This is a genomic window from Bradyrhizobium sp. S3.2.6, from assembly GCF_040546885.1.
Taxonomy (GTDB): domain Bacteria; phylum Pseudomonadota; class Alphaproteobacteria; order Rhizobiales; family Xanthobacteraceae; genus Bradyrhizobium; species Bradyrhizobium cytisi.
The window spans coordinates 48,512-75,047 of the sequence record NZ_JBEPOS010000026.1 but is presented as its reverse complement, the minus strand read 5'-3'; the positions used below and the strand labels follow the sequence as shown (position 1 = coordinate 75,047).

Here is a 26,536-nt window from a genome sequence, read left to right as displayed (position 1 = left end):
CCACATGCCGCTCCATTCCAGCATCGACACGTCATCGTCGGATTTTGCGCGCAATGCCGACGCCATGCGCGCGCTCGTCGCCGATTTGCGCGAGAAACTCAGCCAGGTGGCCGGCGGCGGCGGCGAGGTCTCGCGCAACCGGCACACGTCGCGCGGCAAGATGCTGGCGCGCGAGCGCGTCGATCTGCTGGTCGATCCCGGGACCTCGTTCCTGGAGCTGTCGCCGCTGGCGGCCCATGGCCTCTATGGCGGCGACGTGCATTCGGCAAGCATCGTCACCGGCGTGGGGCGCATCTCGGGCCGCGAATGCGTTGTTGTCGCCAATGACGCCACCATCAAGGGCGGCACCTATTACCCGATGACCGTGAAGAAGCATCTGCGGGCGCAGGACATCGCGCGGCAGAACAATCTGCCCTGCGTCTATATGGTCGATTCCGGCGGCGCCTTCCTGCCGCTGCAGGACGAGATCTTCCCTGACGAGCGCCATTTTGGCCGCATCTTCTACAACCAGGCGCAGATGTCGTCGCAGGGCATTCCGCAGATCGCGATCGTGATGGGATCCTGCACCGCGGGCGGCGCCTACGTGCCGGCGATGTCGGACGAGAGCATCATCGTGCGCAATCAAGGCACCATCTTCCTCGGCGGCCCGCCGCTGGTGAAGGCCGCGACCGGCGAGGTGGTGACCGCAGAGGAGCTCGGCGGCGCCGACGTGCATTCGCGGCAGTCGGGCGTCACCGACCATTACGCCCAGAACGATGCGCACGCGATCGGCATCGCACGGCGCATCGTCGGCACGCTGAAGCCATCGACCCGGCCGAACCTCAACATGCATCCGCCGCGCGATCCGCTGTTCGCGGCGGAGGAGATTTACGGCGTCGTCCCCGTCGACGGCCGCAAGCCGTTCGACGTCCGCGACATCATCGCGCGCATCGTCGACGGCTCCGAGTTCGACGAGTTCAAGAAGCTCTATGGCACGACGCTGGTGTGCGGCTTTGCGCACATCTGGGGCTATCCGGTCGGCATTATTGCCAACAACGGCATCCTGTTCAGCGAGAGCTCGCTGAAGGGCGCGCATTTCATCGAGCTGTGCTGCCAGCGCGGCATTCCGCTGGTGTTCCTGCAGAACATCACCGGATTCATGGTTGGCAAGAAATACGAGGCCGGCGGCATCGCGCGCGATGGCGCCAAGCTGGTGACGGCGGTTGCGACCGCGTCGGTGCCGAAATTCACTGTGGTGATCGGCGGCTCCTACGGCGCCGGCAATTACGGCATGTGCGGCCGCGCCTATTCACCGCGCTTCCTCTGGATGTGGCCGAATGCACGCATCTCGGTGATGGGCGGCGAGCAGGCCTCGATGGTGCTGAGCCAGGTCCGCCGCGACAATATCGAGGCCAAAGGCGATAGCTGGTCGAAGGATGAGGAAGATAAATTCCGCGAGCCCATCCGCGCGCAATATGAGAGCCAGGGCCATCCGTATTACGCGACCGCGCGTCTGTGGGACGACGGCGTGATCGACCCGGCCGACACGCGGCTCGTGCTCGGCCTCGGCCTCTCGGCGGCGTCGAATGCGCCCATTGAACCTACGAAATTCGGCCTGTTCAGGATGTGATGCGATGGATAGTTCGAAGCTCTACCGCCGTTTTCACACGCTCCTGATCGCCAATCGCGGTGAGATCGCCTGCCGTGTCATCCGCACCGCGCGTGCCATGGGCCTGCGCACCGTCGCGGTCTATTCCGAGGCCGACCGCGACGCGATGCATGTCGCGCTCGCGGACGAGGCCGTGCTGCTGGGGCCTGCACGGGCTCGCGACAGCTATCTCAATGCGGAGCGGTTGATCGAGGCCGCACGGAAAACCGGCGCGGAGGCCGTGCATCCCGGCTACGGTTTCCTATCGGAAAATGCCGAATTCGCGCGGGCCTGTTTCGATGCAGGCCTGGTGTTTGTCGGCCCGACCGCCGGGATGATGACGGCGATGGGCTCAAAATCCGGCTCGAAAGCGCTGATGGAAAAGGCCGGCGTGCCGCTGGTCCCCGGCTATCACGGCGAGGCCCAGGACGATGCGACGTTGTCGAAGGCCGCGGACAAGATCGGCTTTCCCATCCTGGTGAAGGCCTCCGCCGGCGGCGGTGGCCGCGGCATGCGCATCGTCCGCTCGGCGGCCGAGCTTGCGCCCGCGATCGTCAGCGCCAAGCGTGAGGCCAAGGCCGCGTTCGGCGACGACCGCATGCTGATCGAGAAGTATGTCGACAATCCGAGGCATATCGAGGTGCAGATCATCGGCGACAGCCAGGGCAATCTGCTGTCGCTATTCGAGCGCGAATGCACCTTGCAGCGCCGTCACCAGAAGGTGATCGAGGAGGCACCGTCGCCGACGCTCAATCCCGCCCAGCGCGAGACCGTTTGCGCTGCTGCACGAAAAGCAGCGGGCGCGGTGAATTATGTCGGCGCCGGCACCATCGAGTTCGTCTCCGACGGCAAGGACGTGTTCTTCATCGAGATGAACACGCGCCTTCAGGTCGAGCATCCCGTGACCGAGCTGATCACCGGGATCGACCTCGTCGAATGGCAGCTGCGCGTTGCCTTCGGTGAGGCGCTGCCGATGAAGCAGGACGAGATCAAGCTCAACGGCCACGCCGTCGAAGCGCGTGTCTATGCCGAGAATCCGACCAAGAACTTCATGCCCTCGGTCGGAAAGCTCTCGACCTGGCGGCTGCCCGAGGAGACCGGCGGATTGCGCATCGACGCCGGCTATCGCGAGGGCGATACGGTCTCGCCGTACTATGACGCCATGCTGGCAAAGATGATCGCCTGGGCGCCGACGCGCGACGTTGCGATCGACCGGCTCAACCGCGGGCTGGAAGACTCCGACGTCCGCGGCATCGTCACCAACATTCCGTTCCTGTCCGCGCTGATCACGCACCCGAAGGTGCGGACGAATGCGATCGACACCGGCTTCATCGAGCGCGAGCTGGCAGCCCTGACCTCAACGGCGCCGGCGCCCAGTGAGCTCGAGCTGTGTGCCGCAGCCGCCGCGATCGTCAATGACGAGCGGCAGGCCGCGCAAGGGGAGGCGAATTCACCCTGGCAGACCTTTGGCTGGATGCCGGTCGGCCGCCGTCAGCGCAGCTTTGCGTTCCGGGTCGGCCACGGGCCCGAGCAGAAGATCAGCCTGAATTACGGCAGCGGGCCATCGACGCTGGTGATCGGCGAGCGCGAACTCGCGTTCACGGTTGCGCCGAAGGAGGGCGGCTTCGACCTGACGCTCGACGGTATGAAGTCCTCCGTCGCCGCCGTGATCGACGGCCATGAGCTGTATTTGCGCACGCGCAACGGTCGCTTCGACCTGCATTGGGTCGATCCGTTCGGCGGCGAGACCGAGGAGCAGGCCGGCGCGGACAAGATCGCGGCACCCTTGCCGGGTACCGTCGTCGCCGTGCTGGCCGAGGAGGGGGCGAAGCTCGAGAAGGGCGCGCCGATCCTGACACTGGAAGTCATGAAAATGGAGCAGACGCTGCGCGCGCCCTATGCCGGCGTGCTGAAGTCGATCAAGTGCAAGGTCGGCGATATCGTCCAGGAGGGCGTCGAGCTCGCCGTGGTCGAGGCTTCCGGAGAATGACATGAGCGATCCCGTCCGCATCGTCGAGATGGGGCCGCGCGACGGCCTCCAGAACGAGAAGACGCCCGTCAGCGTCGAGGCCCGCATCGCCTTCATCGAGGCGCTGGTTGCTGCCGGCCTCGACACGGTCGAGGTCGGCGCCTTCGTCTCGCCCAAGGCGATCCCGCAGATGGTGAGCTCGGATGCCGTGCTGCGCGGCGTTGCCCACGTGACCGGCGCGGAATTCCACGTGCTGGTGCCGAACGAGAAGGGTTATGACGCCGCGCGTGCCGCCGGCGCAAAGGTGGTCTCCGTGTTCGCGGCGGCCTCCGAGGGCTTTTCGCGCGCCAACATCAACTGCACGGTTGCGGAGTCCATCGAGCGGTTCAAGCCGGTGCTGGCGCGCGCCAGGGCCGACGGCGTGAAGGTGCGCGGCTATATCTCCTGCGTGCTCGGCTGTCCCTTTGACGGCGAGATCAAGCCGAAGGCGGTCGCCGATCTTGCGAGCACGCTGTGGGATCTCGGCTGCTACGAGATCTCGCTCGGCGACACCATCGGCGTCGGCACGCCTGATAAGGCCAGGGCGATGCTGCGCGCGGTGGCCGCCAACATTCCCGCCGCAAGGCTCGCGATGCATTTCCACGACACCTATGGCCAGGCGCTGGCCAATCTCTATGCCGGCTTGGCGGAGGGCGTCCGCGTCATCGACGCCGCCGCGGGCGGTCTCGGCGGCTGCCCCTACGCGCCGGGTGCGACGGGCAATGTCGCGACCGAGGAAGTCGTCTACATGCTCGAGGGCATGGGCGTGACGACCGGCGTTGACATGGAGAAGCTGCTGGCGGCGACCAATGCGATGAGCGGCGTGCTGGGCAAGCCGCCGGTGAGCCGCGTCGCGACAGCGCTGAATGCGAAGAAGAAGCGGGCTGCTTCCTAATTTTCCGTCATTGCGAGCGCAGCGAAGCAATCCAGAATCCCACCGCGGAAAGACTCTGGATTGCTTCGCTGCGCTCGCAAAGACGGCGGAGAGACCGTCATCTGCTTCCGTCCGGCCCCATCACCAAATCCGGCAGCCAGGTCGAGATATCAGGCACGAGGCAGAGCAGCAGCACGGCGCCCATCATCAGCAGCACGAAGGGCAGCGTGCCCCAGATCACTTCGCTCAGCGAGATGTCCGGCGCGACGTTGCGGATGACGAAGATGTTGAGGCCGACGGGCGGATGGATCAGACCCATCTCCATCACGATGGTCATGACCACGCCGAACCAGATGATGTCGAAATTGGCGGCGCGCAACGGCGGCAGGATGATCGGTGCGGTCATGAGAATGATCGAGACCGGCGGCAGGAAGAAGCCGAGCACGACCACCATGACGAGGATCGCAAACAGCAGCCCCCAGCGCGGCAGATGCATGGCGACGACGGATTCGGCGGCCGATTGCGAGATATGGAGATAGCTCATCACGTAGGAATAGAGCAGCGACATGCCGATGATCATCATCAGCATGGTCGATTCCCGGATCGTCGACTTCATGATCGGGCCAAGATCGCTCGGCCGCCACACGCCGTAGATCGCCGCGATCAATCCCAGCGCCAGCAGGCCGCCGAGGCCGGCGGTCTCCGACGGCGTGGCATAGCCGCCATAGAGTGCGGCCATGACGCCGGTCAGCAGCAGGACGAAGGGGAGCACGCGCGGCAGCACGTTGAAGCGCTCGGCAAGCGTATATTCGTCGCGGGCGAGGATCGCGGCTTCCGGGCCGCCGTTCTTGTAGGCCGCCTCGGCCGCGGCATATTCCTGACGGAAGCGGATCACGGCATAACCGCCGAACAGCGAGACCAGCAGCAATCCGGGGCCGATGCCGGCGAGAAACAGGCGTCCCAGCGATTTCTCCGCGGCGACCGCGAACAGGATCATGGTGATCGAGGGCGGCAGCAGGATGCCGAGCGTGCCGCCGGCGGCGATGATGCCGGCCGCGAAGCCGCCGGAATAGCCGCGCTTGCGCATCTCGGGGATGCCGGCCGAGCCGATCGCCGAGCAGGTCGCGGGCGAGGAGCCCGCCATCGCCGCGAACAGCGCGCAGGCGAAGACGTTGGCAACGCCGAGGCCGCCGGGCACCCGATGCAGCCAGGCGTGCAGCGCCGAATAGAGATCCTGGCCGGCGCGCGATTTGCCGATCGCCGCACCCTTCAGGATGAAAAGCGGGATCGACAGCAGCGTGATCGAGGCCATCTCCTCGTAGACGTTCTGCGTCACCGTATCCAGCGATGCCGCGGGCATGTAGATGCCCATGAACACGACCGCGACCGCGCCGAGCGCGAACGCAATCGGCATGCCCGAAAACATCACGAGCAGCGTCGCGACCCCGTAAGCGATACCGATACCGAAAACGCTCATGAACGCTTGGCTCCCGCGAACGGCAGCGCCAGCTGCACGAGGATCTGGACGCAGAGCAGGCTCATGCCAAGCGCCATCAGGGAATAGGGAATGGCCAGAGGCGGCGACCACATCGAGTTCGAGACCTGGCCGTCGACATAGGCTTCATGCGCCAGCGTCCACGACTTCCAGGCGAAGAAGACGCAGAACAGGAACGTCACGGCGTCGACGATCCAGAGCCGGATCCGGTTCGCCAGCGGCGACAGCAGGCCGACGAAGGCCTCGATGCCGATATGGCCGCGGTTCTGCTGCACATAGGCCGCCGTCATGAAGGTGGCGCCGACCAAGAGGAACACTGCGGCCTCGTCCTGCCAGTAATTGGCGGCCTTGAACAAAGCACGGCTCAGCACGCTGTAGCTCAGGATGGCGCAGGCGGCGACCAGCGCCAGCGCGGCGAACGCGACGATGATGCGATTGAGGACGGCGAGGCCGCGATCGAGCGCCGCCGCAAGGCCGGTCCTTGCGGCAGCATTCGCCGTGTCGTCACGATCCGGGAGCGGACCGTGGCTCATGCAGCGACGTCGGAGGCGAGCTTGAGCAGGTTCGCAGCGGTCGCGGTCTTGGCGCCGTAATCCTTCCACGCGGTGTCGCGGGCGATGTCGCGCCACTTGCCGACCGTCGCGGCATCCAGCGCCGAGACCTTTGCGCCGGCCTTCTCGTAGACCTTGGCGACCTCGACGTCGTCATCCTGCGCGCCCTTGCGGCCGAACGCCTCGAGCTCCTCGCCGACGGCGACCAGAACGTCCTGCTGGTTCTTCGGCAGCTTGTCGAAGATCGCCTTCGACATCATCAGAGGCTCCAGCATGAACCAGTAGGATGCGCCCGCGCCCGAGGTCAGCGACTTCGCTACTTCTTCGAGCCGGAACGAGATCAGGCTGGTGGAGGAGGTGATGCCGGCGTCGCAGGCGCCGGTCTGCATCGCCGCGTAGATTTCGTTCGAGGGCACCGACAGCACCGAGGCGCCGGCGGTCTGCAGCACCATGTCCATCTCGCGCGAGCCGCCGCGCACCTTCATACCCTTCGCATCCTCGGGAGCGACGATCGGCTTGGAGCGGCTGGCGACGCCGCCGGCCTGCCATACCCAGCTCAGGAGAATGATCCCCTTGTCGGCGAGGAAGTCAGTCAGCGCCTTGCCGACCGGCTCCTTCTTCCAGCGCATGCCCTGGTCGTAGGTGGTGACGAGGCCGGGCATCAGGCCGATATTGGTCTCCGGCAATTCGCCGCCGGCGTAGGGCATCGGATACAGCGAGATGTCGAGTGCGCCCTTGCGCATCGCCGAGAACTGCGCGTTGGTCTTGATCAGCGAGGAATTCGGATAGATTTCGGCGGCGATGTCGCCGTTGCTGCGCTTACTGACTTCGGCGGCGAACATGCGGCAGAGCCGGTCGCGGAAATCGCCCTTGTCGATGGTGCCGCCGGGGAATTGATGCGAGATCTTCAGCGTGGTCGCGGCATGCGCAGTACCGATGCCGAAGCGGAGAATGGCGGGCGCGGCGACGGCGGTCGCGAGCAGATGGCGGCGGGTAAGCATGACGTGATCCCCTTGGACTGTTTTCTTGTTGGCAGGATCGGGTTTTGAGGCCGGCCCAGGGCCCATCCTAGCCGGTCTTCCACCCGATATTCTCTCATCTGATAGTTCGAGATCGAATGCGGCTGCAAGTCGCGTCGTTGCTGCGACGCACACGCGGCTTGGCCCTGTTCCGGGCATTAGCACGATTGGCGAGCAGGGGCGCCGGCCTGACAGAAAAAAAGTCCGCAACGTCGCGTAACAAGCATGCGCGTCGATCCGTCGAGATTGTGTAGCGGCACAAGTCGCTGACAAACACCACCTTGAAGGGATTATTTCTCATGACCATTCGCACCCGCATCGTGCTCGGCGTCTCGGCTGCCGCTCTCTCGCTTGGCCTGGCGCTGTCGCCGGCCGCGTTCGCCCAGGACAAGATGGGCAAGGACGACGGCATGATGAAGAAGGAGACGATGTCCAAGGACGGCATGAAGAAGGACACCATGTCCAAGGACGACGGCATGAAGAAAGACACGATGTCGAAGGATGGCATGAAGAAAGACGACGGCATGAAGAAGAACTGATCTCTTGCCGTCGTGCCGGGCGCCTCGAGGGGGCGAGCCCGGCATGCGCTGCTCCGATTTCGGTCGAGGGCCTGACAACGTACGCGCGCGTTCGCGCGGACGTGGCTGGTCCGTACCGTCAGGATTTGACCTGAAGCACGTGCGCTTCAGGTCAAATTTTGTTGAAGGTCACTTCCGCTTGGACTTGCGGGCGGCGTAACGCGCGTCGCGCTTGGCCTTTTGCTCGGCCTCGACCTCAGCCGCCTTTGCTGCCGCTTCTTCCGCTTCGCGGGCGATCCGCGCGGTTTCCAGCGCTGCGGCCTCTTCCTCGCGACGCTTCTGCTCGGCCTTTTCCGCATCGCGCGCAGCCTTCGCTTCGGCGCGCTTGACCGCGAGAGCCTCGCGCTCGGCACGCTTCGCCACAACCGCGGGATCATCAGGCCCGGGCTGCGACTTGAATTTGTTCAAAAGATTCTTGCGCGCTTCCTGCGCCGCCTTTTGCCGGTCTGAAAACCCGGGTTCCCTAAATCCACTCACGGGCCTTGCCTTCCTCGCTTTCAATCCTACATCGGTGACTGTTGGTACGTCGGCTGGGCACAAGCAGGCACCACGCGACGCAGAAGCGTGTACATCGTCACGCGCCGCGAAGCCACCCATAATCGCAGCCGATCAGGTCAACGAAAATCGCTCGACCAGCCGATCCTTCGTAGCCCGGAAAAACTGCCGAATTGTGATGTCCCTCATAAGGGCACCCCAACGGCGGCGCCTAGCGTTCGCCACGAGACGGAGCACGGGCATGATCTTTTTCCGGCTGAGCCTGAAGGCCCTTGCAATCACGGCCGCGGCAGTGGCGGTAACAGGTGCGGTGCTGTTACTCGCCCGCCCGCAGCCCATCGAGAGCACCGTTCTGGGGGCCGCATGGGAGTGCACCCAGACCGCCTTCATCCTGACCAGCTGCGCGCCGCGCCGGCAGCAGGCGATCCCGGCGGTCGAGACCTCGCGCAAGGAGGCGCTGAGGGCGACCAGGGGCTAAGCGGCGAGGGGCAGGGCAGGATGTGACGCGACGTCGCAGAGGTGATAAAGGGCCTCACCGCGCGACAAGGTCCCCAAATCCAAGTAGCCATGTCCAAGCCTGATCCTGCCGACAAGCCCGGCGCGCCGCCAAAACCCCAATCCGGCGACAGTCGGCGCGGCGCAATCGCGGGTCTGATCATCGCCGCTGTCATCCTCGGTGTCGGGCTGTGGCTCGCCCGCGACCTCACGGCCGCCAGCAAGATGCAGGACTGCCTGATGTCGGGGCGAAGCAATTGCAATGTGATCGAGCCTGCCCGCTAGGCCGGTCTCGCCGGACACGCCCGGACGAAAAATTGCCGTGATCTTAATCATTTGTAACGGGACATAGCCGACCTGTCGGGGTCAATTTGACAGGCCGGTCATGTCCGTCGGCATCACCCAGGCGCGATCCGAATCGTCTATCGCGCGTGGACTACGGCAATTGCGAAAGTTGAGGGGGGTAAGCGCGCATGAGTGCGTCCAGCCGCATGAAGATCATCATTCCCATAGTTTCGGCCATGGCGTTGCTGGCAGTGTCAGCGCAAGCGCAGGACGCAGCGCCGCCGAAGGGCGCCGGCCAGCCGCCAGGGCAGGGCGCAGGTAGCCCACCCCCCGCCAATCCGAACATGCGCAAGGGTCCTCCGCCGCAACAGGCCGTGCACCCCACGCCTCAGCCCGGCGGCCAGGCCCACATGGCTCCGGGAGCAGGTCCAGGAGTAGGTTCAGCAGCAGCTCCGGGCCCGCATGGTCCGGGACCGCGCAATGCCGGCGGTCCGCCGCCCGGATCCGGTCGCTACATGGCCCGCGGGCCCGCGCCAGCGCGCGATTGGGGCGGACAGGCCTATCGCGGCCATCTTGCCTGGGACGGCGGACGCTGGCGCCACGAGGTCCACAACGGCCGCCCGGGCTGGTGGTGGGATGTCGGCGGCGTCTGGTATTATTATCCGCAGCCGATGGACGGCCCGCCTGCCTACATTTCCGAAGACTATATCGACGACGTGCCGGTGGCCTACGCACCGCCGGGTCCGCCGGTCGCCTATGAACCGCCGCCGCCAGCACCCGATCCCGGCGCGAGCGCGCTGGGCGGCGCCATCGTCGGCGGCGTGCTCGGCGGCCTGATTTCCGGCAACGCCTCGGGTGCGGCCGCAGGCGCCGTGATCGGCGGCGCGACTGGCGCGATTGCCGGTGCCACCGCTGCTTCGCGCCCCGGCTACTATTTCGCACAAGGCAATTGCTATTACCGCTATCCGAGCGGTCAGTATGTGCAGGCCGATCCGCGCGCCTGCTACTGAACGGCTCACGGCGACATCCGGCATGAATGGGGCGGGCCCGGTGCCCGCCTCAACGTTGCGGCGAGACGCGATAACTGTCCCAACTTTTCTCTGGCGCTCCCCGCGGCAGCGCGCGGCGCTCACAACAGTCGCGTCGGGACGTCGGCACCTCAAATTCGTCGCGGTAATATCGTGCGGAAGCGCGCACGCGGTGCGACCTTCGTCCACCGCAATCATACGGACGAAATTGCCACGCCCTTGTCCATATCGGCCGGTTAAAGTTGCCCGCATGTGCACGAAGTACGACCCTCAGCATGAAGCCGAGGCAGCAATGAAGCGCGCCGCGGCGTCCGAAGGCCCCGACCGGCAACGCCTCATCGAACTGGCCTTGGCGTGGCATCAACTCGCTCGCGATCGGCGCGACGACGAGCGAAGGGCCGATTTTCGTCTGACAGACAAGTCGACCCGGTTCGGGTCTTAGCACCAGTCATGAGAAAGCCCCGTGCTCGGGGGGATTTGCGAAACGCGCCGTTAAGACATGCGCGGCACTACGTTTTGCGGTCGCGATTCGTGCTTTGGGAACGAAGCAGAGTCGGACCGTGAACAAACGGAATGCTGGACCATTCGGGGCCCAAGCTAGAATCGCTCGACCGCCGTCGGCTGCTGCTGCTGGTCTCGATGCGCGCAGGCCTGAACGGCGGAGGCGAGCTGATGCTGGCTCATAGCAACGTCGGCAATGGACGCCTGCGCCAGCTCGATCCGCTTTGCGATCACGCCGGAGTTGACGTCCACGACTGCGTCGAGCGCCAGAAACGACATCGCGACGATCGCCACCGCAACGGCGATCCCCATTCTCGTCAATTCCGTTCGCGGCATCGGCAGTCCCTATCGGGCGCAGTTTGCCCGCCGCGCATAGATAGGGCGCACCCGCACGGTTCAAAGACCGGGGCGAGGGCACCCACGCGTTCGTGAAAGGCCGCGAATTGCAATTGGGCGTCACGCCGTGGCGTCGATCACGAACGCCGGCACCGGTCGACAAAATCAGGGCTGGCGATCCCGGCAGGAATCGAACCTGCAACCCTCAGAGTAGAAATCTGATGCTCTATCCAGTTGAGCTACGGGACCGTCCTGGGCCACCCCGGTTCGGGGGCTGGCCGTCATATATCATGCCAATAGGAAAAATCTGGTGCTTCGCCAAGCCTGAACCGAACCGTTTTCCAGGGAGCGGCGACAAAGCGGAACGGCGGAGTGTCAGGGTGCCGGGTCGAGCGGCAGCGTACTGGACGATGGATCACATCGCCGGGGGCGCTGACTAGCTTCCGGGACACGGCTGCCGGACGACTGGTCCGATATTGCTGCGCCCCAGGACGGCGTGCGCGGCGATATTTCGATCGGTCTCCTCTGGGCGTGCCTTGGGGCGTGACTTGCCATGGTGAATGCGACGATTTGCACCTTTGGTTCCATCGCCTTGAGTCCGTCACCTTTCCGCGCACTTTATCACCGACGCGGCGTTCGTCCGCGATTTCCGGGAGTCCTTCATGATCGGTCTGGTTCGCGCCGTCACACTCTGCGCCATGCTGGCGCTTGGCCTGAGCGCGGCGCAAGCCGGGGACAAGGCGTTCAAGCGCGACGATCTCGCCGATTCCGCGATCAAGCTGGAGGCGCAGATCAAGAGTGAGGCGGGGCCGGTCGCCAAGACCGGGGCGACCTTGCGCACCGACGCGGATGCCGCCTTCAAGCGCAACGATTACCGCACCGGGCTCTCGGTGCTCGGCCAGATCGCCGCCGTCACGCCTGACGACGCCGGCAACTGGCTGCGGCTCGCAAAGGTCATCTTCCAGATATCGCCGAAGAGCTCGAGCGAGCAGACTTTCCTGCTGGAGCGCGCCTCGACCGCTGCCTACATCGCCTACCAGCGCGCCGGCAATCCGGGTGAGGAGGCGGATGCGCTCGCCGTGCTCGGCAAGTCGCTCGCCGAACGCAAACTGTGGCGGCCGGCGCTGGATGCGCTGCGGCTGTCGCTCGATATGCGCGAGGTCGCCGATGTTCGCGGCAATTACGAGAAGCTGCGCGACGAGCACGGCTTCCGGCTGCTCGATTATACCGTGGACTCGGATCCGGCGAGCCCGCGTGCCTGCTTCCAGTTCTCGGAAGAGCTCGCCAAGCGCACCGACTTCGCGCCGTTCCTTGCGCTTGCCGGCCAGGACAAGCCGGCACTGTCGGCCGAGGGCAAGCAGCTCTGCGTCGACGGGCTCAAGCACGGCGAGCGTTACAACATCAATTTGCGCGCCGGCCTGCCGTCGACCGTAAAGGAAGGCCTGCCGAAATCGGCCGAGTTCAACATCTATGTGCGCGACCGCAAGCCATTCGTGCGCTTTACCAGCCGCGCCTATGTGCTGCCGCGCACGGGCCAGCGCGGCATTCCCGTGGTCAGCGTCAACACGCCGGCGGTTACCGTCAACGTGTTCCGGATCGGCGATCGCAATTTGATCAACACGGTGGTCGACAGCGACTTCCAGAAGACGCTGTCGAAGTACCAGCTCAGCGATCTCGGCGGCGAACGCGGCGTGAAGGTCTGGACCGGCGAGCTCGCGACTGCGACGACACTGAACCAGGACGTTATCACCGCATTTCCGGTCGACCAGGCGCTCGGTGAGCTCCAGCCCGGCGTCTATGTGATGACGGCAGCGGCCAAGGGCCCGGGCAGCGACGACGATTACCAGCTCGCCACCCAATGGTTCATCGTCTCCGATCTCGGCGTCACGGCCTATTCCGGCAATGACGGCATCCACGTCTTCGTCAATTCGCTGGCCTCGACCGATCCGGTCGGCAAAGCCGAGGTACGGCTGGTCGCCCGCAACAACGAGATTTTGGCGACGCGCAAGACCGACGAGAACGGCCACGTGCTGTTCGAGGCGGGGCTGGCGCGCGGCGAGGGCGGCCTGTCGCCGGCGATGCTGACCGTCACAAGCGAGAAGGCCGACTACGCCTTCCTCAGCCTGAAGACCTCGGCCTTTGATCTGTCCGACCGCGGTGTCGCGGGCCGTGCGGTGCCCGTGGGCGCCGACGCCTTCGTCTATGCCGAGCGCGGCGTCTATCGCTCCAGCGAGACGGTCTATCTCACCGCACTGCTGCGCGACGGGCAGGGCAATGCCGTCAATGGCGGACCGCTGATCCTGGTGATCGAGCGCCCCGACGGCGTTGAATTCCGCCGCGCCGTGCTGTCCGACCAGGGCGCCGGCGGCCGCACGCTTGCCGTGCCGCTGAACTCGGCCGTTCCGACCGGCACCTGGCGGGTGCGCGCCTTCACCGATCCGAAGGGCTCATCGGTCGGCGAGACCACATTCATGGTCGAGGACTACGTCCCCGATCGGATCGAATTCGACTTGTCGGCCAAGGACAAGCTGATCAAAGCTAACGCTCCTGTGGAGCTTAAGGCCGACGGTCATTTCCTCTATGGCGCGCCCGCATCCGGCCTCCAGCTCGAGGGCGACATGCTGATCGCGCCCACGAGCGAACGGCCCGGTTATGCCGGCTACCAGTTCGGCGTCGATGACGAGCAGACCACCTCGAACGAGCGCACACCACTGGAGAATTTGCCGGAAGCCGACGCCAACGGCGTTGCGATCTTCCCGGTGATACTGGAGAAGCAGCCGGCCTCGACGCGTCCGCAGGAAGCGCAGATCTTCGTCCGTATGGTCGAGACGGGGGGACGCGCCGTCGAGCGCAAGCTCGTGCTGCCGGTCGCGCCGGCGGCCGCGCTGATTGGGATCAAGCCGCTATTCGGCGACAAGAACGTCGCGGAAGGCGACAAGGCCGAGTTCGATATCGTGTTCGTCTCGCCCGAGGGCAAGACGCTTCCCCGCGACGGGCTGCGCTACGAGCTCCTGAAGATGGAGTCGCGCTACCAATGGTACCGCCAGAACAATTACTGGGAGTATGAGCCGGTCAAGTCGACCTCGCGCGTCGCCGACGGCGACGTCACCATTGCCGCCGACAAGCCAACGCGGATCACGCTGGCGCCCAAGCCCGGTCGCTACCGGCTCGACGTGAAGTCGAACGATGCAGACGGCCCGGTAACCTCGGTGCAGTTCGACGTCGGCTGGTATTCCGACGGCAGCGCCGATACGCCGGACCTGCTGGAGACCTCGATCGACAAGCCGCAATACACCTCCGGCGATACCATGACCGTCTCGGTCAATGTCCGCTCCGCCGGCAAGCTCACCGTCAATGTGCTCGGCGATCGCCTGCTGACGACGCAGACCATCGACGTCAAGGAAGGCACCGCGCAGATAAAACTTCCGGTCGGCAAGGACTGGGGCACGGGCGCCTATGTGGTGGCGACGCTGCGCCGTCCGCTCGATGCGGCAGCCCAGCGCATGCCGGGCCGCGCCATCGGCCTGAAATGGTTCGGCATCGACAAGCAGACGCGTACGCTCCAGGTCAAGCTGACGCCGCCGGCGTTGATCCGGCCGAACGCGATGCTGAAGATTCCGGTCAAGCTCGACGGGCTCAATCCGGGCGAGGACGCCAAAATCGTGATCGCTGCGGTCGATGTCGGCATTCTCAACCTCACCAATTACAAGCCGCCGGCGCCGGATGATTATTATCTCGGCCAGCGCCGCCTGAGCGCGGAGATCCGCGATCTCTATGGGCAACTGATCGACGGCATGTCGGGCACGCGCGGCCAGATCAAGTCAGGCGGCGACGCCGGCGCTGCCGAGCTCCAGGGCTCGCCGCCCGCGCAGAAGCCGCTCGCGCTCTATTCGGGCATCGTCACCGTCGGCGCCGACGGCAGTGCGGAAGTGAGCTTCGATATTCCGGAGTTCGCCGGCACCGCGCGCGTGATGGCGGTGGCGTGGACCGCGACCAAGCTCGGCCGCGCCAACACGGACGTGGTGATCCGCGATCCCGTGGTGCTGACCACGACCCTGCCGCGCTTCCTTCTCAATGGCGACCACGGCACGGTCAATCTCGAGATCGACAATGTCGAGGGCGAGGGCGGCGACTACATCATCAACGTGAAGACCGGCGGTCCGGTGAAGATGACCGGCAATGCCGCCACCACCGTCAAGCTCGCCGCCAAGCAGCGCAATTCGTTCACGCTTGCGATCGACGCCACCGCGGCGGGGCAGGCGACGCTCGACGTCGACATCAAGGGACCGAACGGCCTTGCGCTCGCGCGCCACTATGCGCTCGACGTCAAGGCGGCAACCCAGGTGCTAGCGCGGCGCTCGATCCGGACGCTGGCGAAGGGCGAGAGCCTGACACTGACATCGGACATGTTCTCCGATCTCGTGCCGGGCACCGGCAGCGTCTCTGTCTCGGCGAGCCTGTCGACCGCACTCGATGCGGCGACGATCCTCAAGGCGCTCGACCGCTATCCCTATGGCTGCTCGGAGCAGATCACGAGCCGCGCCATGCCGCTGCTCTACGTCAACGATCTCGCGGCCGGGGCACATCTCGCGATGGACACCGAAGTCGATAGCCGCATCCGCGATGCGATCGAGCGGCTCCTGGCCCGTCAAGGCTCCAATGGCTCGTTCGGCCTGTGGTCGGCGGGCGGCGATGATGCCTGGCTCGATGCCTATGTGACAGACTTCCTCACCCGCGCCCGCGAAAAGGGTTTTGTGGTGCCGGACGTCCTGTTCAAGAACGCGCTGGATCGTATCCGCAACTCGGTGGTCAACGGCAATGAGCCGGAGAAGGATGGTGGCCGTGATCTCGCCTACGGCCTCTATGTGCTGGCCCGCAATGGCGCTGCTCCCATCGGCGACCTCCGCTATCTCGCGGATACCAAGCTGAACAATCTGGCGACGCCGATCGCCAAATCCCAGCTCGCGGCAGCGCTCGCTTTGGTCGGCGATCGCAACCGTGCGGAGCGGGTCTATGGCGCGGCGCTCGATAGCCTCGCGCCAAAGCCGGTGCTGGAGTTCGGTCGCACCGACTACGGCTCGCAGCTGCGCGATGCCGCAGCACTGGTCTCGCTCGCAAGCGAAGGCAACGCGCCGAAGGCGACGCTGACGCAAGCCGTGATGCGGGTCGAAACCGCGCGCGGGCTCACGCCCTACACCTCGACGCAGGAGAATGCGTGGCTGGTGCTGGCGGCGCGGGCGCTGGCCAAGGAAAACCTCTCGATCGAGGTCGACGGCCAGAGCGTCAAGACCGCGCTCTACCGCAGCTACAAGGCGGACACGCTGAGCGGCAAGCCGCTGAAGATCACCAACACCGGCGACGCGCCGGTGCAGGCGGTGATCTCGGTGTCGGGCTCGCCGGTCACGCCGGAGCCGGCTGCATCGAACGGCTTCAAGATTGAGCGTAATTACTTCACGCTCGACGGCAAGCCCGCCGATATCAGCAAGGTCAAGCAGAACGATCGCTTCGCCGTGGTGTTGAAGATTACGGAGGCGAAGCCCGAGTACGGCCACATCATGGTGTCCGACTATCTCCCGGCAGGTCTTGAGATCGACAATCCCAAGCTGGTGTCGTCGGGTGACAGTGGCACCCTGGACTGGATCGAGGACGGCCAGGAGCCGGAGGATACCGAGTTCCGCGACGACCGCTTTACGGCGGCGGTGGATCGCGCCTCGGACTCCAAGGCGGTCTTCACCGTCGCCTACGTCGTGCGCGTGGTCTCGCCCGGCAAATACGTGCTGCCGCAGGCCTATGTCGAGGACATGTACAACCCCTCGCGCTACGGCCGCACCGGCACGGGCACTGTCGAGGTGCGGGCGGCGAAGTGAGCAGTGAGATGAGCGAGGCGCTGATGGACGGCGTAGATGGCCGGGACAAGCCCGGGGATGACGGAGCGAAGGGCGGGGGGCACCGTCTGCTCTCAACCCTCGCGCTCGCGTTCATCCTCACCATCATCGGCTTCATCGGCTGGGTCTATTCTCTCGCTCCTCTCCCGCTCGACGAGGCGCGTCGTGTCTCGACCACGGTCGTCGACCGCAACGGTAAATTGCTGCGCGCCTATGCCATGGCCGACGGACGCTGGCGGCTGCCGGTCGATGCGATGGCCAATGTCGATCCGACCTATCTCAAGCTGCTGTTCGCCTATGAGGACCAGCGCTTCTACGCCCATGATGGCATCGATCCGCTGGCGCTGGGCCGCGCCGCGGTGCAGCTCACCACGCGCGGCCACATCGTGTCCGGCGGCTCGACCATCTCGATGCAGCTCGCGCGACTGATGGAGCCGAGGCGGCAGCGCTCGCTCTACGCAAAACTGCACCAGATCGTGCGCGCGATCGAGCTGGAGCGGACGCTGAGCAAGGACGAGATCCTCAACCTCTACCTCGCACTCGCGCCCTATGGCGGCAATCTCGAAGGCATCCGTGCCGCCTCCATCGCCTATCTCGGCAAGGAGCCGAAGCGACTGTCACTGGCGGAAGCAGCGCTTTTGGTGGCGCTGCCGCAATCGCCGGAGACCCGTCGGCTCGACCGCTATCCGGACGCCGCGCGCATCGCCCGCGACCGCGTGCTCGACCGCATGGTCGAGGAGCATGTGGTCAGCGCCGACGAGGCGAAGCAGGCCCAAGCCGTGCCGGTGCCAAAGCTACGCAAGCCGATGCCGATCCTGGCGCCGCACGCGTCCGACAGCGCGCTGACAACCGTCAAGGATGCGCCGGTCATCAAGCTGACGCTGGATTCCAATCTCCAGAAAGTGCTCGAGCCCCTGGCGCGCGACCGCGCGATTGCGCTGGGGCCGAACATCTCGGTCGGCATCATCGTGGTCGACAATGAGAGCGGCGACGTGCTCGCACGCGTGGGGTCTGCCGATTATTTCGACGAGAGCCGGGCAGGGCAGGTCGACATGACCCGCGCCATCCGCTCGCCGGGCTCGACGCTGAAACCGTTCATCTACGGGCTCGCCTTCGAGGACGGTTTTGTCCACCCCGACAGCCTGATCGACGACCGTCCGGTCCGCTTCGGCTCCTACGCGCCGGAAAATTTCGACATGACGTTCCAGGGCACGGTGCCGGTGAAGAAGGCGCTGCAGCTGTCGCTGAACGTGCCGGCGATCGTGCTGCTCGACCGCGTCGGCGCGAGCCGGCTGGCCTCGCGGCTGCGGCAGGCCGGCGGCAATCTGGTTTTGCCCAAAGACGAAGCACCCGGGCTCGCGATGGGCCTTGGCGGCGTCGGCGTGACGCTGCAGGATCTCGCCCAGCTCTATGCGGGCTTCGCCCGGCTCGGCACCACCAAGCCGCTGCGCGAGGTCATGGCGGCCGTGGACGACCGCGAGCCGTTGCGGCTGCTGGATCAGGTCGCGGCCTGGCAGGTCGGCAACGTGCTTCTCGGAACCCCACCGCCGGAGAACGCCGCCCACAACCGTATCGCCTTCAAGACCGGCACCTCCTATGGCTATCGCGACGCGTGGTCGGTCGGGTTCGACGGCCGCATGACGATCGGCGTCTGGGTCGGCCGGCCCGACGGCGCGCCGGTTCCTGGCTTGATTGGCCGTGTCGCCGCTGCGCCCATTCTGTTCGATGCCTTCGCGCGGACCGGCAAGACGTTGACGCCGCTGCCGAAGCCGCCCAAGGGAACCCTGGTCGCCAGCAACGCGAAGTTGCCGTTGCCGCTGAAGCGGTTTCGTCCGGTCGGGGAGCTCGTCCGAACCGGCGGCGAGCAGGCGCTCCACATCCAGTTCCCGCTCAACGGCTCCCGGATCGACGTGGATCGCTCGGGCGGGGCCGAGGCTTCCGCCATGCCGGTTAAGGTCGCCGGCGGGGTGTTGCCGATGACTGTCATGGTCAACGGTACCGCGCTCGGCGAGATCGACGGGCGGCGCCAGCGCCTGATCGATCCGCCCGGCCCGGGCTTTGCACGGCTGACCGTGATCGACGCCGTTGGCGCCGCGGACACAGTTGTCATTCGAATTCAATGACTGTGGCTCAAGCGGTTGTGGCGATGGCGGTTTCAGCGTAAGCGGAACCAATGGCCGAGACCTATCCGACTCCCCGTTTTGGCGCGCCCCGAGAGCCGAAAATGCCTGTGAATCCGGGCAGCCGGCTCGTGCTGATGCTCGACTTTGTCACCGCCAGCCACGCCCGCGCTGTGGCCTTCCTCGTGCTGTGCGCACTACTGCTCTTCCTGCCCGGCTTCTTCACGATTCCGCCGGTCGACCGCGATGAGGCGCGCTTTGCGCAGGCCACCAAGCAGATGGTCGAGAGCGGCGACTATGTCGACATCCGCTTCCAGGAGGACGTGCGCTACAAGAAGCCGGTCGGCATCTACTGGTTGCAATCCGCCGCGGTCGAAGTCGCGACGGCGCTAAAGCTGCCGAAGGCTGAACTCCGGATCTGGGTCTACCGGCTGCCGTCGTTGTTGGGGGCGATCGGCGCCGTGCTGATGACCTATTGGGCGGCGCTTGGCTTCGTGACGCGGCGCGCCGCGGTCCTTGCCGGGCTTCTGATGTGCTCCTCCGTGCTGCTCGGCGTCGAGGCGCGGCTCGCCAAGACCGACGCGATGCTGTTGTTCTGCGTGGTCGCCGCAATGGGCGCGATGGCACGCGCCTATCTGTCCTGGCAGCGCGCCGAGGACGAAACCCATCCGCCCTGGAGCTGGCCTGCGATCTTCTGGACCGCGCTCGCCGTCGGCATCCTGATCAAGGGCCCGCTGATCCTGATGTTCGCGGGCCTGACGATCGTTGCGCTCGCGATCCAGGACCGCGATGCTTCATGGCTGTGGAAGCTGCGTCCGCTCTGGGGCCTGATGTGGCTGCTGGTGCTGGTGCTGCCCTGGTTCATCGCGATCTTCTGGCGCGCGGGCGATGCCTTCTTCGCCGACTCCGTCGGCGGCGACATGCTGAGCAAGATCGGCGCGCAGGAATCCCATGGCGCGCCGCCCGGACTGTACCTGGCGCTGTTCTGGATCACCTTCTGGCCGGGCGCGCCGCTCGCGGCGATGGCGGCGCCTGCGGTGTGGCGGGCGCGGCGCGAGCCCGGCGCGCAGTTCCTGCTGGCCTGGCTGATCCCGTCCTGGATCGTGTTCGAGGCGGTGCTGACCAAGCTGCCGCATTACGTGCTGCCGCTCTATCCCGCGATTGCGATCCTCACCGCCGGCGCGCTGGAGCGGAATGTGCTGTCGCGCTCCTGGCTGGCGCGCGGCTCGGCCTGGTGGTTCGCGATCCCCGCGGGCGGCTCGATCATCGCAGTCGTCGGCGCCGTCGTGCTGACGCGGCAGCCGGCCTTCGCGGCCTGGCCGTTCATCGCGGCCTCGCTGATTTTCGGCCTGTTCGCCTGGTGGCTCTTCGACAGCAACCGCGCCGAACGCTCGGTGCTCAACGCGCTGGTCGCGGCGCTGATGCTGGCGGTCGTGGTCTACGGCATCGTGCTGCCGTCGCTGACGCCGCTGTTTCCGAGCATCGAGGTCGCGCGCGCGCTGCGCAACGTCACCTGTGTCGGGCCGAAGGCGGCGTCGGCCGGCTATCATGAGCCGAGCCTCGTGTTCCTGACCGGCACCCAGACGCTGCTGACCGACGGATCGGGAGCCGCCGATTTCCTCAGGCAGGGAAGCTGCCGGTTTGCGCTGATCGAGCAGCGCTCGGAGCGCAGCTTCGTCCAGCGCGCCGAGGCGATCGGGCTGCGCTACAAGGTTGGGGCGCGCATCGACGGCTATAATTTCTCACAGGGACGCGCGATCTCGATCTCGATCTTCCGCTCCGAGGGCACCGAGTAGGATGCCGGCCTCAACCGATATTGCGCCGCGCGCGAGCTACCCCGCGCAATTGCTCGCGATCTTTGGCGGTGCGTTGGCTCAGCTCGTGCGTACGCCCTCGCATTCGCGCCGCGCCGAGGCCGCGCGAAAGCTGGCGCGGCATTCGCTGTGGCTCAGTGCGGCGGGCGCTGCTCTGATTATCGTGCTGATGGTCGCGTTCGACGGGACCGAGATCCAGCTGATGCCGGCGCGCGGCACGCCGGCGCTCTGGCCGATCCGCATCCTCACCGATTTCGGCCAGGACGAGTATGTGCTCTCGGTGCTGGGAGTTGCGCTGGTTGTCGTGGCGCTCGTTGCGGCGGGGCTCCACGGCGCCCGCCGCGTACTGCTATTGGGCTTGGGCACGCGGCTCCAATTCTTGTTTCTGTCTGTTGCCCTGTCGGTGTTCGCCGGAGAGATCCTGAAATATCTGATCGGTCGGGGCCGGCCCTTCGTCGGCGGCAAGGCCGATCCGTTCAACTTCATCCCGTTCGAGGGAACGGGCGCCTATGCGAGCCTGCCGTCTGGCCATGCAATCACGGCGTTCGCGCTCGCCTTTGCGGTCTCAACGCTATGGCCGCGTCTGCGCGTGTTCATGTTCACCTACGCGGTCGTGATCATCCTGACGCGGCTGGTGCTGCTGGCGCATCACCCGAGCGACGTCACGGCCGGTGCGCTGGTCGGCATGATCGGCGCCATGGCTGTCCGTTACTGGTTTGCGGCGCGCCGCCTCGCTTTTGCGATCCGGGCCGACGGCACCATCGTGCCGCTGCCGGGACCGCTTCCCGGGCGCCTCAAAAGGGTTGCCCGCGGGGCATCCGCCCCATAAAAGCGGCTGCTTCCCGGGGCTGCCGGTTCCCCCCGGAGGCAGGCCAATTCCAACCACGAGCTTCGATTTGTCGTCGTCCCAGCCTTCGGTTTCCATCGTCGTCCCCGTGCGCAACGAAGCCGACAACATTGCGCCTTTGATCGAGGAGATCACGGCCGCGCTCGATGGCCGCTGGGCCTATGAGATCATCTATGTCAACGACGGCTCGACCGATGCGACCGGCGAGCGGCTCGCGGCGATCATGGCGGAGCGGGACAATCTGCGGCAGCTGCGTCATGCCAAATCGGGCGGCCAGTCGGCGGCGGTGCGCAGCGGCGTGCGTGCGGCCCGCGGCGCGATCGTGGCGACGCTCGATGGCGACGGCCAGAACAATCCCGTCTTCCTGCCGGATCTGATTGCCGCGGTCGAGAACGGCGCAAATGTCGGGCTTGCCGCGGGACAGCGCGTCGGGCGCAAAGACACCGGCTTCAAGAAATTCCAGTCGCGCGTAGCAAACGGCATCCGCAACGGCATCCTGAAGGACGGCACGCGCGACACCGGTTGCGGGCTGAAGGCATTCCGGCGCGAGGTGTTCTTGATGATGCCCTATTTCGACGGGCTGCATCGGTTTCTGCCGGCGCTGGTCCGCCGCGAAGGTTTTGACATCGCCTATGTCGACGTGATCGACCGGCCGCGCCATTCCGGAGTGTCCAATTACGGCTTCTTCGACCGGCTGTGGATCGGGATCATGGATCTCGCCGGCGTGTGGTGGCTGATCCGCCGCAAGAAGCCGGCGCCAGAAGTGACTGAGGTGAAGGCATGATCATCCAATACGGCCAGGCGCTGAACAACTATCTCTACGACGTCTTCGTCGCCAAGTTCGATTTCTGGCTCGCCTTCGGCCTGGTCGCGCAACTGTTCTTCACCGCGCGCTTCCTGGTGCAGTGGATTGCGAGCGAGCGCGCCGGCAACAGCGTGGTGCCGATGGCGTTCTGGTTCTGCTCGATGGGCGGCGGGTTGATGACGCTGGTCTACGGCGTCGTCAAGCGCGAGCCCGTCATCATTCTCGGACAAGCGCTGGCGACGATCATCTATGTCCGCAACATCATGCTGATCATCAGGAACCGCGGCCGGACGTCGAAGACGCTGGACCGCTGATCCGGGACCAGGCCGCAAACCTCCCAAAAGCTGTTCGGAACCGATCCAAAACGGCGCTTGCTATTTCAAGACCGATCGGTTCATATATGGGCTATGCGCCACCAATCCCCAGTGCAGTCGCCGCGTGGGCGGCCCCGAGGTTTCGACATCGAGGCCGCGGTCGAGCGTGCGATGGATGTGTTCTGGTCGCGCGGCTATCACGGCACGGCGCTGCCTGACCTGCTGCGGGCTACAAAACTCTCGCGCGGCAGCCTCTACGCCGCCTTTGGCGACAAGCATTCGCTCTTCCTGCGGGCGCTCGATCGCTACATTGCCGATGCCCTGGCGCGGATGGAGTTCGAATTCGACCCGCGCAAGGATCCGATTGACGGCCTCAAGGCCTACCTGGCCGGTTACGTCGAGCGCACCAGCGGGGGCAACGGGCGGCGCGGTTGCCTGCTAGTGGCTACCGCCATGGAGCTGGCGGGCCAGGATGCCGAGGTTGGCCGGCGCGTCGCGGGCTACTTTAAGGCGATGGAGGGCAGGGTGGCGAACGCACTATCCCGCGCGAAGGCGGCGGGGCAGCTGGCCGACGGTGTTGAGCCTTCAAGTGCCGCCCGAATTCTCATCTGTTTCCTTTGGGGGCTGCGAGTGGTTGCCAAAACGGCACCGACGCGAAACACGTCGCAAGCCACCGTTGACGCTCTTCTCGACCGTTTCATTAGATAAACAACCCATGGACGTCTCCGCTATTGGCGCGTCGATATTTGGACTGATCGGTCTTGAAAGGAAAGGTGCCATGTCTGCCATCCAGATCGTCTGCGCGGTGGCCGTTCCCTTGCTCTGGGGTTATCAGTTCGTGGCCATCAAGGTGGGGGTTACGGAGTTTCCGCCGCTCTTCTTCCTCGCGATACGCTTTCTGGCCATCGCGTTGCTGCTTGTTCCCTTTGTCAAAAGCCCCACGCGGCAACAGTTCGGCCCTATCGCAGCTATTTCGTTTTTCCTTGGTGGACTGAACTTCGGGCTGTTCTATGTTGGCCTTGGGCTCGGCTCGGGAAGCATGTCGGCCGTTGCATATCAACTCGCGCCGCCTTTCACCGTCCTGCTGGCCTGGCCGCTGCTCGCGGAGAGGCCGTCCCTAACTACGTCCGCCGGAGTGGTGCTTGCTTTCGTCGGCGTGGTCGTGTTGGTGGCGGGGCCTGGCCTGTCGGCAAACGTACTTCCGCTGCTGCTTGTGGTCGGGGCAGCCTTCGCGTTCGCGGTGTCCAACGTCTTGACCAAGCGCTACGGCCCTTTTGATCCCCTGATGTTGATGGGGTGGGCGTCGCTGCTCACGGTGCCGCAGGTCATGTTGATGTCGTTGCTCCTCGAACATGGACAGCTGGCGAGCCTTGTCACGGCTGATGGACGTGGTTGGCTGGCACTCGCCTATACGATCTTCATCGGCGGCATTGTCGGGTTCAGCCTCTGGTTCTGGCTGATCGCCCGTTGCTCGATGGGGCGCGTCGCACCGTTTGGCTTGCTGCTGCCGGTGTTTGCGCTGATCTCGAGCGTCCTGTTCCTGGGTGAGCGCATAACGCCCAAGCTGATCGTCGGCGGGCTGCTCGCGATCTCCGGCGTCGCCATCACGCAAGTCAAGCCGCGCGTCGCGTCGCAGCCCTAGCGCGGCAGCGCCGTGGCGCCCGAGGCGGGCAGGGCGTTCGTCTCCGCCTCGGTCCGGCGATAGGGCTCGCCGGCCGCATCCAGCACGGGATAGGCGACCGAGCAGATATGCGAGTGGATGCGGCGCAGATCGCGCAGCACGTCCAGGTGCAGCGACGTGGTCTCGATGGTCTCGGGGCGGCCCTCGCGCAGGCGGTCGAGATGGCGTTCGACGGCGGCGAGCTCGGTGTTCTTCAGCGCAGTCTTTTCCACCAGCAGCTTGCGGGCCTCGTTGGCATCGCCCGACATGAAGACGCCGAAGGCGATCCGCAACGACTCCATCGTGCGCTTGTGGAACGCGGCGAGTTCGTCTGCGCCCTCAGCCGAGAACTGGAAGCGCCGCTTGATCTTCTTGGTCGCGAGCTCGCTCAAATTCTTGTCGATGATATCGCCGATATGCTCGAGGTTGATGGCGAAGGAGATGATCTCCATCGCGCGCCTTCCCTCGCTCTCGTCGAGGCTGCCGCGGGTCAGCTTGGTGACATAGAGCTTGATGGCCTCGTCGAGACTGTCGACCACATTGTCCGTCTTCGAGACCTGGTCGACCAGCGAGCGGTCGCCGGTCATCATCGCGGCCATCACCTTGCGCAGCATGACCTCGACCAGATCGCCCATGCGCAGCGTCTCGCGGGCAGCGTCCGCAAGCGCGAGCGAGGGCGTCTCCAGCGCCGTCTCGTCGAGATAGCGGGGGCGGGCCGGGTCGGTTTCTAGCACGCGATCCGGCAGAAGTTTCGTCAGCAGGCGCGACATGGTGTCGAGCAGGCCGATGAAGATGACGGCCGTGCCGACGTTGAAGGCGATGTGGAAGGCCGCAATCATCTTGGCGAGATCGGGCTGCCAGGCGTGCATGTGGCCGGCGATCGTGCCCAGGAACGGCAGAACCAGTGCAATGCCGACGACGCGATTGACGAGATTGCCGACCGGCAGGCGATAGCTCGCGGGATCGTCGCGTTTTGCGCCTTCAAACACGGGGTTGACGGCGCTGCCGAGATTGGCCCCGAGCACCAGCGCCAGCCCCGCATCGGGCGTGATGAACTGCGAATAGGCCAGCGACATGATCAGCAGCACGCTGGCGACGCTTGAATGCACGGCCCAGGTCAGAAGCGCGGCGACGATGATGCACAGAACCGGATCGCCAGTGATCGCCGACATCACGACGCGCACGCCCGGTGCGTTCTCCGCCGGCGCCAGCGTGTCGAGCAGGATGTGCAGCGACAACAGCATCAATCCAAGGCCGATCGCGATACGGCCGATATCCTTGATCCGCGAGCGCGGGCCGGAGCGGAAGGCGACGAGGCCGAGAACGAACAGTACGGGAGCTACGGCCGCGATATTGAACGACAGCGCCTGCACGATCAGCGTCGTGCCGACATTGGCCCCCAGCATGATGGCGAGCGCGGCGACGAGGCTGAGCAGACCCTCGGCGGCAAAGGAGCTGGTGAGCAGTGCGGTCGCCGTGCTGCTCTGAAGTAGCGCGGTGAGGCCCAGGCCCGCAGCGAGCGCGCTGAAGCGGTTGCCGAGTGCCTTGCCGAGCAGGCGTCGCAGGTCGGGGCCAAAGGCGCGCAGGATGCCGCTCTGGACCATATGGAGGCCCCACAGCAACAGCGCTACGCCGCCCATCAGATCGAGCAGAACCAACGTTCCCATGCTCCGTGTCCGGATTGGAGTCGAAGGGGCAGGCTAACGCCAAACGCCAGCGGATCAAACCCCTTGTTGGCGCGTCGGCGTTAACGCATTCGGTGCTTGCACGTTCCCGCGGCGTGTCTTGGCGCGTCCGCA

General features: G+C 65.5%; 21 protein-coding genes and 1 tRNA gene. 15 read left to right on the top strand and 7 right to left on the bottom strand.

Annotated elements, in window-relative coordinates; all coding sequences use genetic code 11:
* Window positions 1–4 precede the first annotated feature (4 nt).
* From ABID58_RS31930 to ABID58_RS31920, 3 genes are read left to right on the top strand one after another with little or no spacing between them, the layout of a single operon-like run.
* Window positions 5–1,609, top strand: coding sequence for a carboxyl transferase domain-containing protein (locus ABID58_RS31930; protein WP_354036860.1), 1,605 nt, complete (start codon window positions 5–7; stop codon window positions 1,607–1,609).
* A gap of 4 nt (window positions 1,610–1,613) precedes the next feature.
* Window positions 1,614–3,617, top strand: a complete 2,004-nt coding sequence (locus tag ABID58_RS31925) for an acetyl-CoA carboxylase biotin carboxylase subunit (RefSeq protein WP_354036859.1) — start codon at window positions 1,614–1,616, stop codon at window positions 3,615–3,617.
* 1 nt (window position 3,618) lies between these two features.
* Entirely contained in the window at window positions 3,619–4,530 is a 912-nt protein-coding gene (locus tag ABID58_RS31920; protein ID WP_354036857.1) for a hydroxymethylglutaryl-CoA lyase, read from the top strand.
* Window positions 4,531–4,627: 97 nt separating this feature from the next.
* Here the strand turns inward: ABID58_RS31920 and ABID58_RS31915 are convergent, their stop codons facing one another.
* The 3 genes from ABID58_RS31915 to ABID58_RS31905 are packed head-to-tail and all read right to left on the bottom strand — an operon-like array spanning window position 4,628 to window position 7,556.
* Window positions 4,628–5,986 (bottom strand): TRAP transporter large permease, encoded by a 1,359-nt coding sequence (locus tag ABID58_RS31915; RefSeq protein WP_354036855.1) that lies wholly within the window; start codon window positions 5,984–5,986, stop codon window positions 4,628–4,630.
* Window positions 5,983–6,537, bottom strand: coding sequence for a TRAP transporter small permease (locus ABID58_RS31910; RefSeq protein ID WP_354036854.1), 555 nt, complete (start codon window positions 6,535–6,537; stop codon window positions 5,983–5,985). The genes ABID58_RS31915 and ABID58_RS31910 overlap by 4 nt, the downstream gene beginning before the upstream one ends.
* Window positions 6,534–7,556 carry a TRAP transporter substrate-binding protein gene (locus ABID58_RS31905; RefSeq protein WP_148753915.1) on the bottom strand — a complete coding sequence of 341 codons (1,023 nt, stop codon included), beginning with the start codon at window positions 7,554–7,556 and terminating at the stop codon, window positions 6,534–6,536. Before ABID58_RS31905 ends, ABID58_RS31910 begins: the two co-directional genes overlap by 4 nt.
* A gap of 317 nt (window positions 7,557–7,873) precedes the next feature.
* Here ABID58_RS31905 and ABID58_RS31900 point away from each other — a divergent pair, with 317 nt between their 5' ends.
* Window positions 7,874–8,113: a pentapeptide MXKDX repeat protein gene (locus ABID58_RS31900; protein ID WP_354036852.1), complete on the top strand. Its 240-nt coding sequence runs from the start codon at window positions 7,874–7,876 to the stop codon at window positions 8,111–8,113.
* A 168-nt stretch (window positions 8,114–8,281) separates the two neighbouring features.
* Here ABID58_RS31900 and ABID58_RS31895 read toward each other — a convergent pair whose 3' ends face one another.
* Window positions 8,282–8,629: a DUF6481 family protein gene (locus tag ABID58_RS31895; RefSeq protein WP_148753917.1), complete on the bottom strand. Its 348-nt coding sequence runs from the start codon at window positions 8,627–8,629 to the stop codon at window positions 8,282–8,284.
* A 259-nt stretch (window positions 8,630–8,888) separates the two neighbouring features.
* Here ABID58_RS31895 and ABID58_RS31890 point away from each other — a divergent pair, with 259 nt between their 5' ends.
* The 3 genes from ABID58_RS31890 (at window position 8,889) to ABID58_RS31880 (ending at window position 10,437) form a co-directional block, all read left to right on the top strand.
* Window positions 8,889–9,125: a hypothetical protein gene (locus tag ABID58_RS31890; protein WP_187435166.1), complete on the top strand. Its 237-nt coding sequence runs from the start codon at window positions 8,889–8,891 to the stop codon at window positions 9,123–9,125.
* Between the two features lie 89 nt (window positions 9,126–9,214).
* The gene (locus ABID58_RS31885) at window positions 9,215–9,427 is read left to right on the top strand and encodes a hypothetical protein (protein WP_187435167.1); all 213 of its coding nucleotides are present in this window, start codon (window positions 9,215–9,217) and stop codon (window positions 9,425–9,427) included.
* 188 nt (window positions 9,428–9,615) lie between these two features.
* Complete coding sequence (locus ABID58_RS31880; protein ID WP_354036851.1) at window positions 9,616–10,437, top strand: hypothetical protein; 822 nt, start codon at window positions 9,616–9,618, stop codon at window positions 10,435–10,437.
* A gap of 615 nt (window positions 10,438–11,052) precedes the next feature.
* On the opposite strand, the gene ABID58_RS31875 is transcribed toward ABID58_RS31880, so the two are convergent.
* On the bottom strand, window positions 11,053–11,268 hold the full coding sequence (locus ABID58_RS31875; RefSeq protein WP_354036850.1) for a hypothetical protein: 216 nt from the start codon (window positions 11,266–11,268) through the stop codon (window positions 11,053–11,055).
* A 196-nt stretch (window positions 11,269–11,464) separates the two neighbouring features.
* Window positions 11,465–11,541: transfer RNA gene (locus tag ABID58_RS31870), tRNA-Arg, on the bottom strand.
* Window positions 11,542–11,954: 413 nt separating this feature from the next.
* On the opposite strand from ABID58_RS31870, the gene ABID58_RS31865 reads away from it, so the two are divergent.
* From ABID58_RS31865 to ABID58_RS31830, 8 genes are all read left to right on the top strand, one after another.
* A complete protein-coding gene (locus ABID58_RS31865; RefSeq protein WP_354036849.1) occupies window positions 11,955–17,159 on the top strand; it encodes an alpha-2-macroglobulin family protein in 5,205 nt (1,734 codons plus the stop codon).
* Window positions 17,160–17,182: 23 nt separating this feature from the next.
* Complete coding sequence (pbpC, locus tag ABID58_RS31860) at window positions 17,183–19,300, top strand: penicillin-binding protein 1C (RefSeq protein WP_502916446.1); 2,118 nt, start codon at window positions 17,183–17,185, stop codon at window positions 19,298–19,300.
* 50 nt (window positions 19,301–19,350) lie between these two features.
* The gene (locus ABID58_RS31855) at window positions 19,351–21,093 is read left to right on the top strand and encodes an ArnT family glycosyltransferase (RefSeq protein WP_354036846.1); all 1,743 of its coding nucleotides are present in this window, start codon (window positions 19,351–19,353) and stop codon (window positions 21,091–21,093) included.
* Between the two features lies 1 nt (window position 21,094).
* Window positions 21,095–21,940 (top strand): phosphatase PAP2 family protein, encoded by an 846-nt coding sequence (locus ABID58_RS31850; RefSeq protein ID WP_354036845.1) that lies wholly within the window; start codon window positions 21,095–21,097, stop codon window positions 21,938–21,940.
* Window positions 21,941–22,007: 67 nt separating this feature from the next.
* Complete coding sequence (locus tag ABID58_RS31845) at window positions 22,008–22,742, top strand: glycosyltransferase family 2 protein (RefSeq protein ID WP_354036844.1); 735 nt, start codon at window positions 22,008–22,010, stop codon at window positions 22,740–22,742.
* A complete protein-coding gene (locus tag ABID58_RS31840) occupies window positions 22,739–23,077 on the top strand; it encodes a lipid-A-disaccharide synthase N-terminal domain-containing protein (RefSeq protein WP_148753928.1) in 339 nt (112 codons plus the stop codon). Before ABID58_RS31845 ends, ABID58_RS31840 begins: the two co-directional genes overlap by 4 nt.
* A 171-nt stretch (window positions 23,078–23,248) precedes the next feature.
* Window positions 23,249–23,785 (top strand): TetR/AcrR family transcriptional regulator, encoded by a 537-nt coding sequence (locus ABID58_RS31835; protein WP_246230163.1) that lies wholly within the window; start codon window positions 23,249–23,251, stop codon window positions 23,783–23,785.
* Between the two features lie 70 nt (window positions 23,786–23,855).
* A complete protein-coding gene (locus tag ABID58_RS31830) occupies window positions 23,856–24,719 on the top strand; it encodes a DMT family transporter (RefSeq protein WP_354036843.1) in 864 nt (287 codons plus the stop codon).
* Here the strand turns inward: ABID58_RS31830 and ABID58_RS31825 are convergent.
* Window positions 24,716–26,404: a Na/Pi cotransporter family protein gene (locus ABID58_RS31825; RefSeq protein ID WP_354036842.1), complete on the bottom strand. Its 1,689-nt coding sequence runs from the start codon at window positions 26,402–26,404 to the stop codon at window positions 24,716–24,718. The two genes, ABID58_RS31830 and ABID58_RS31825, sit on opposite strands and share 4 nt — an antisense overlap.
* Window positions 26,405–26,536: the final 132 nt, after the last annotated feature.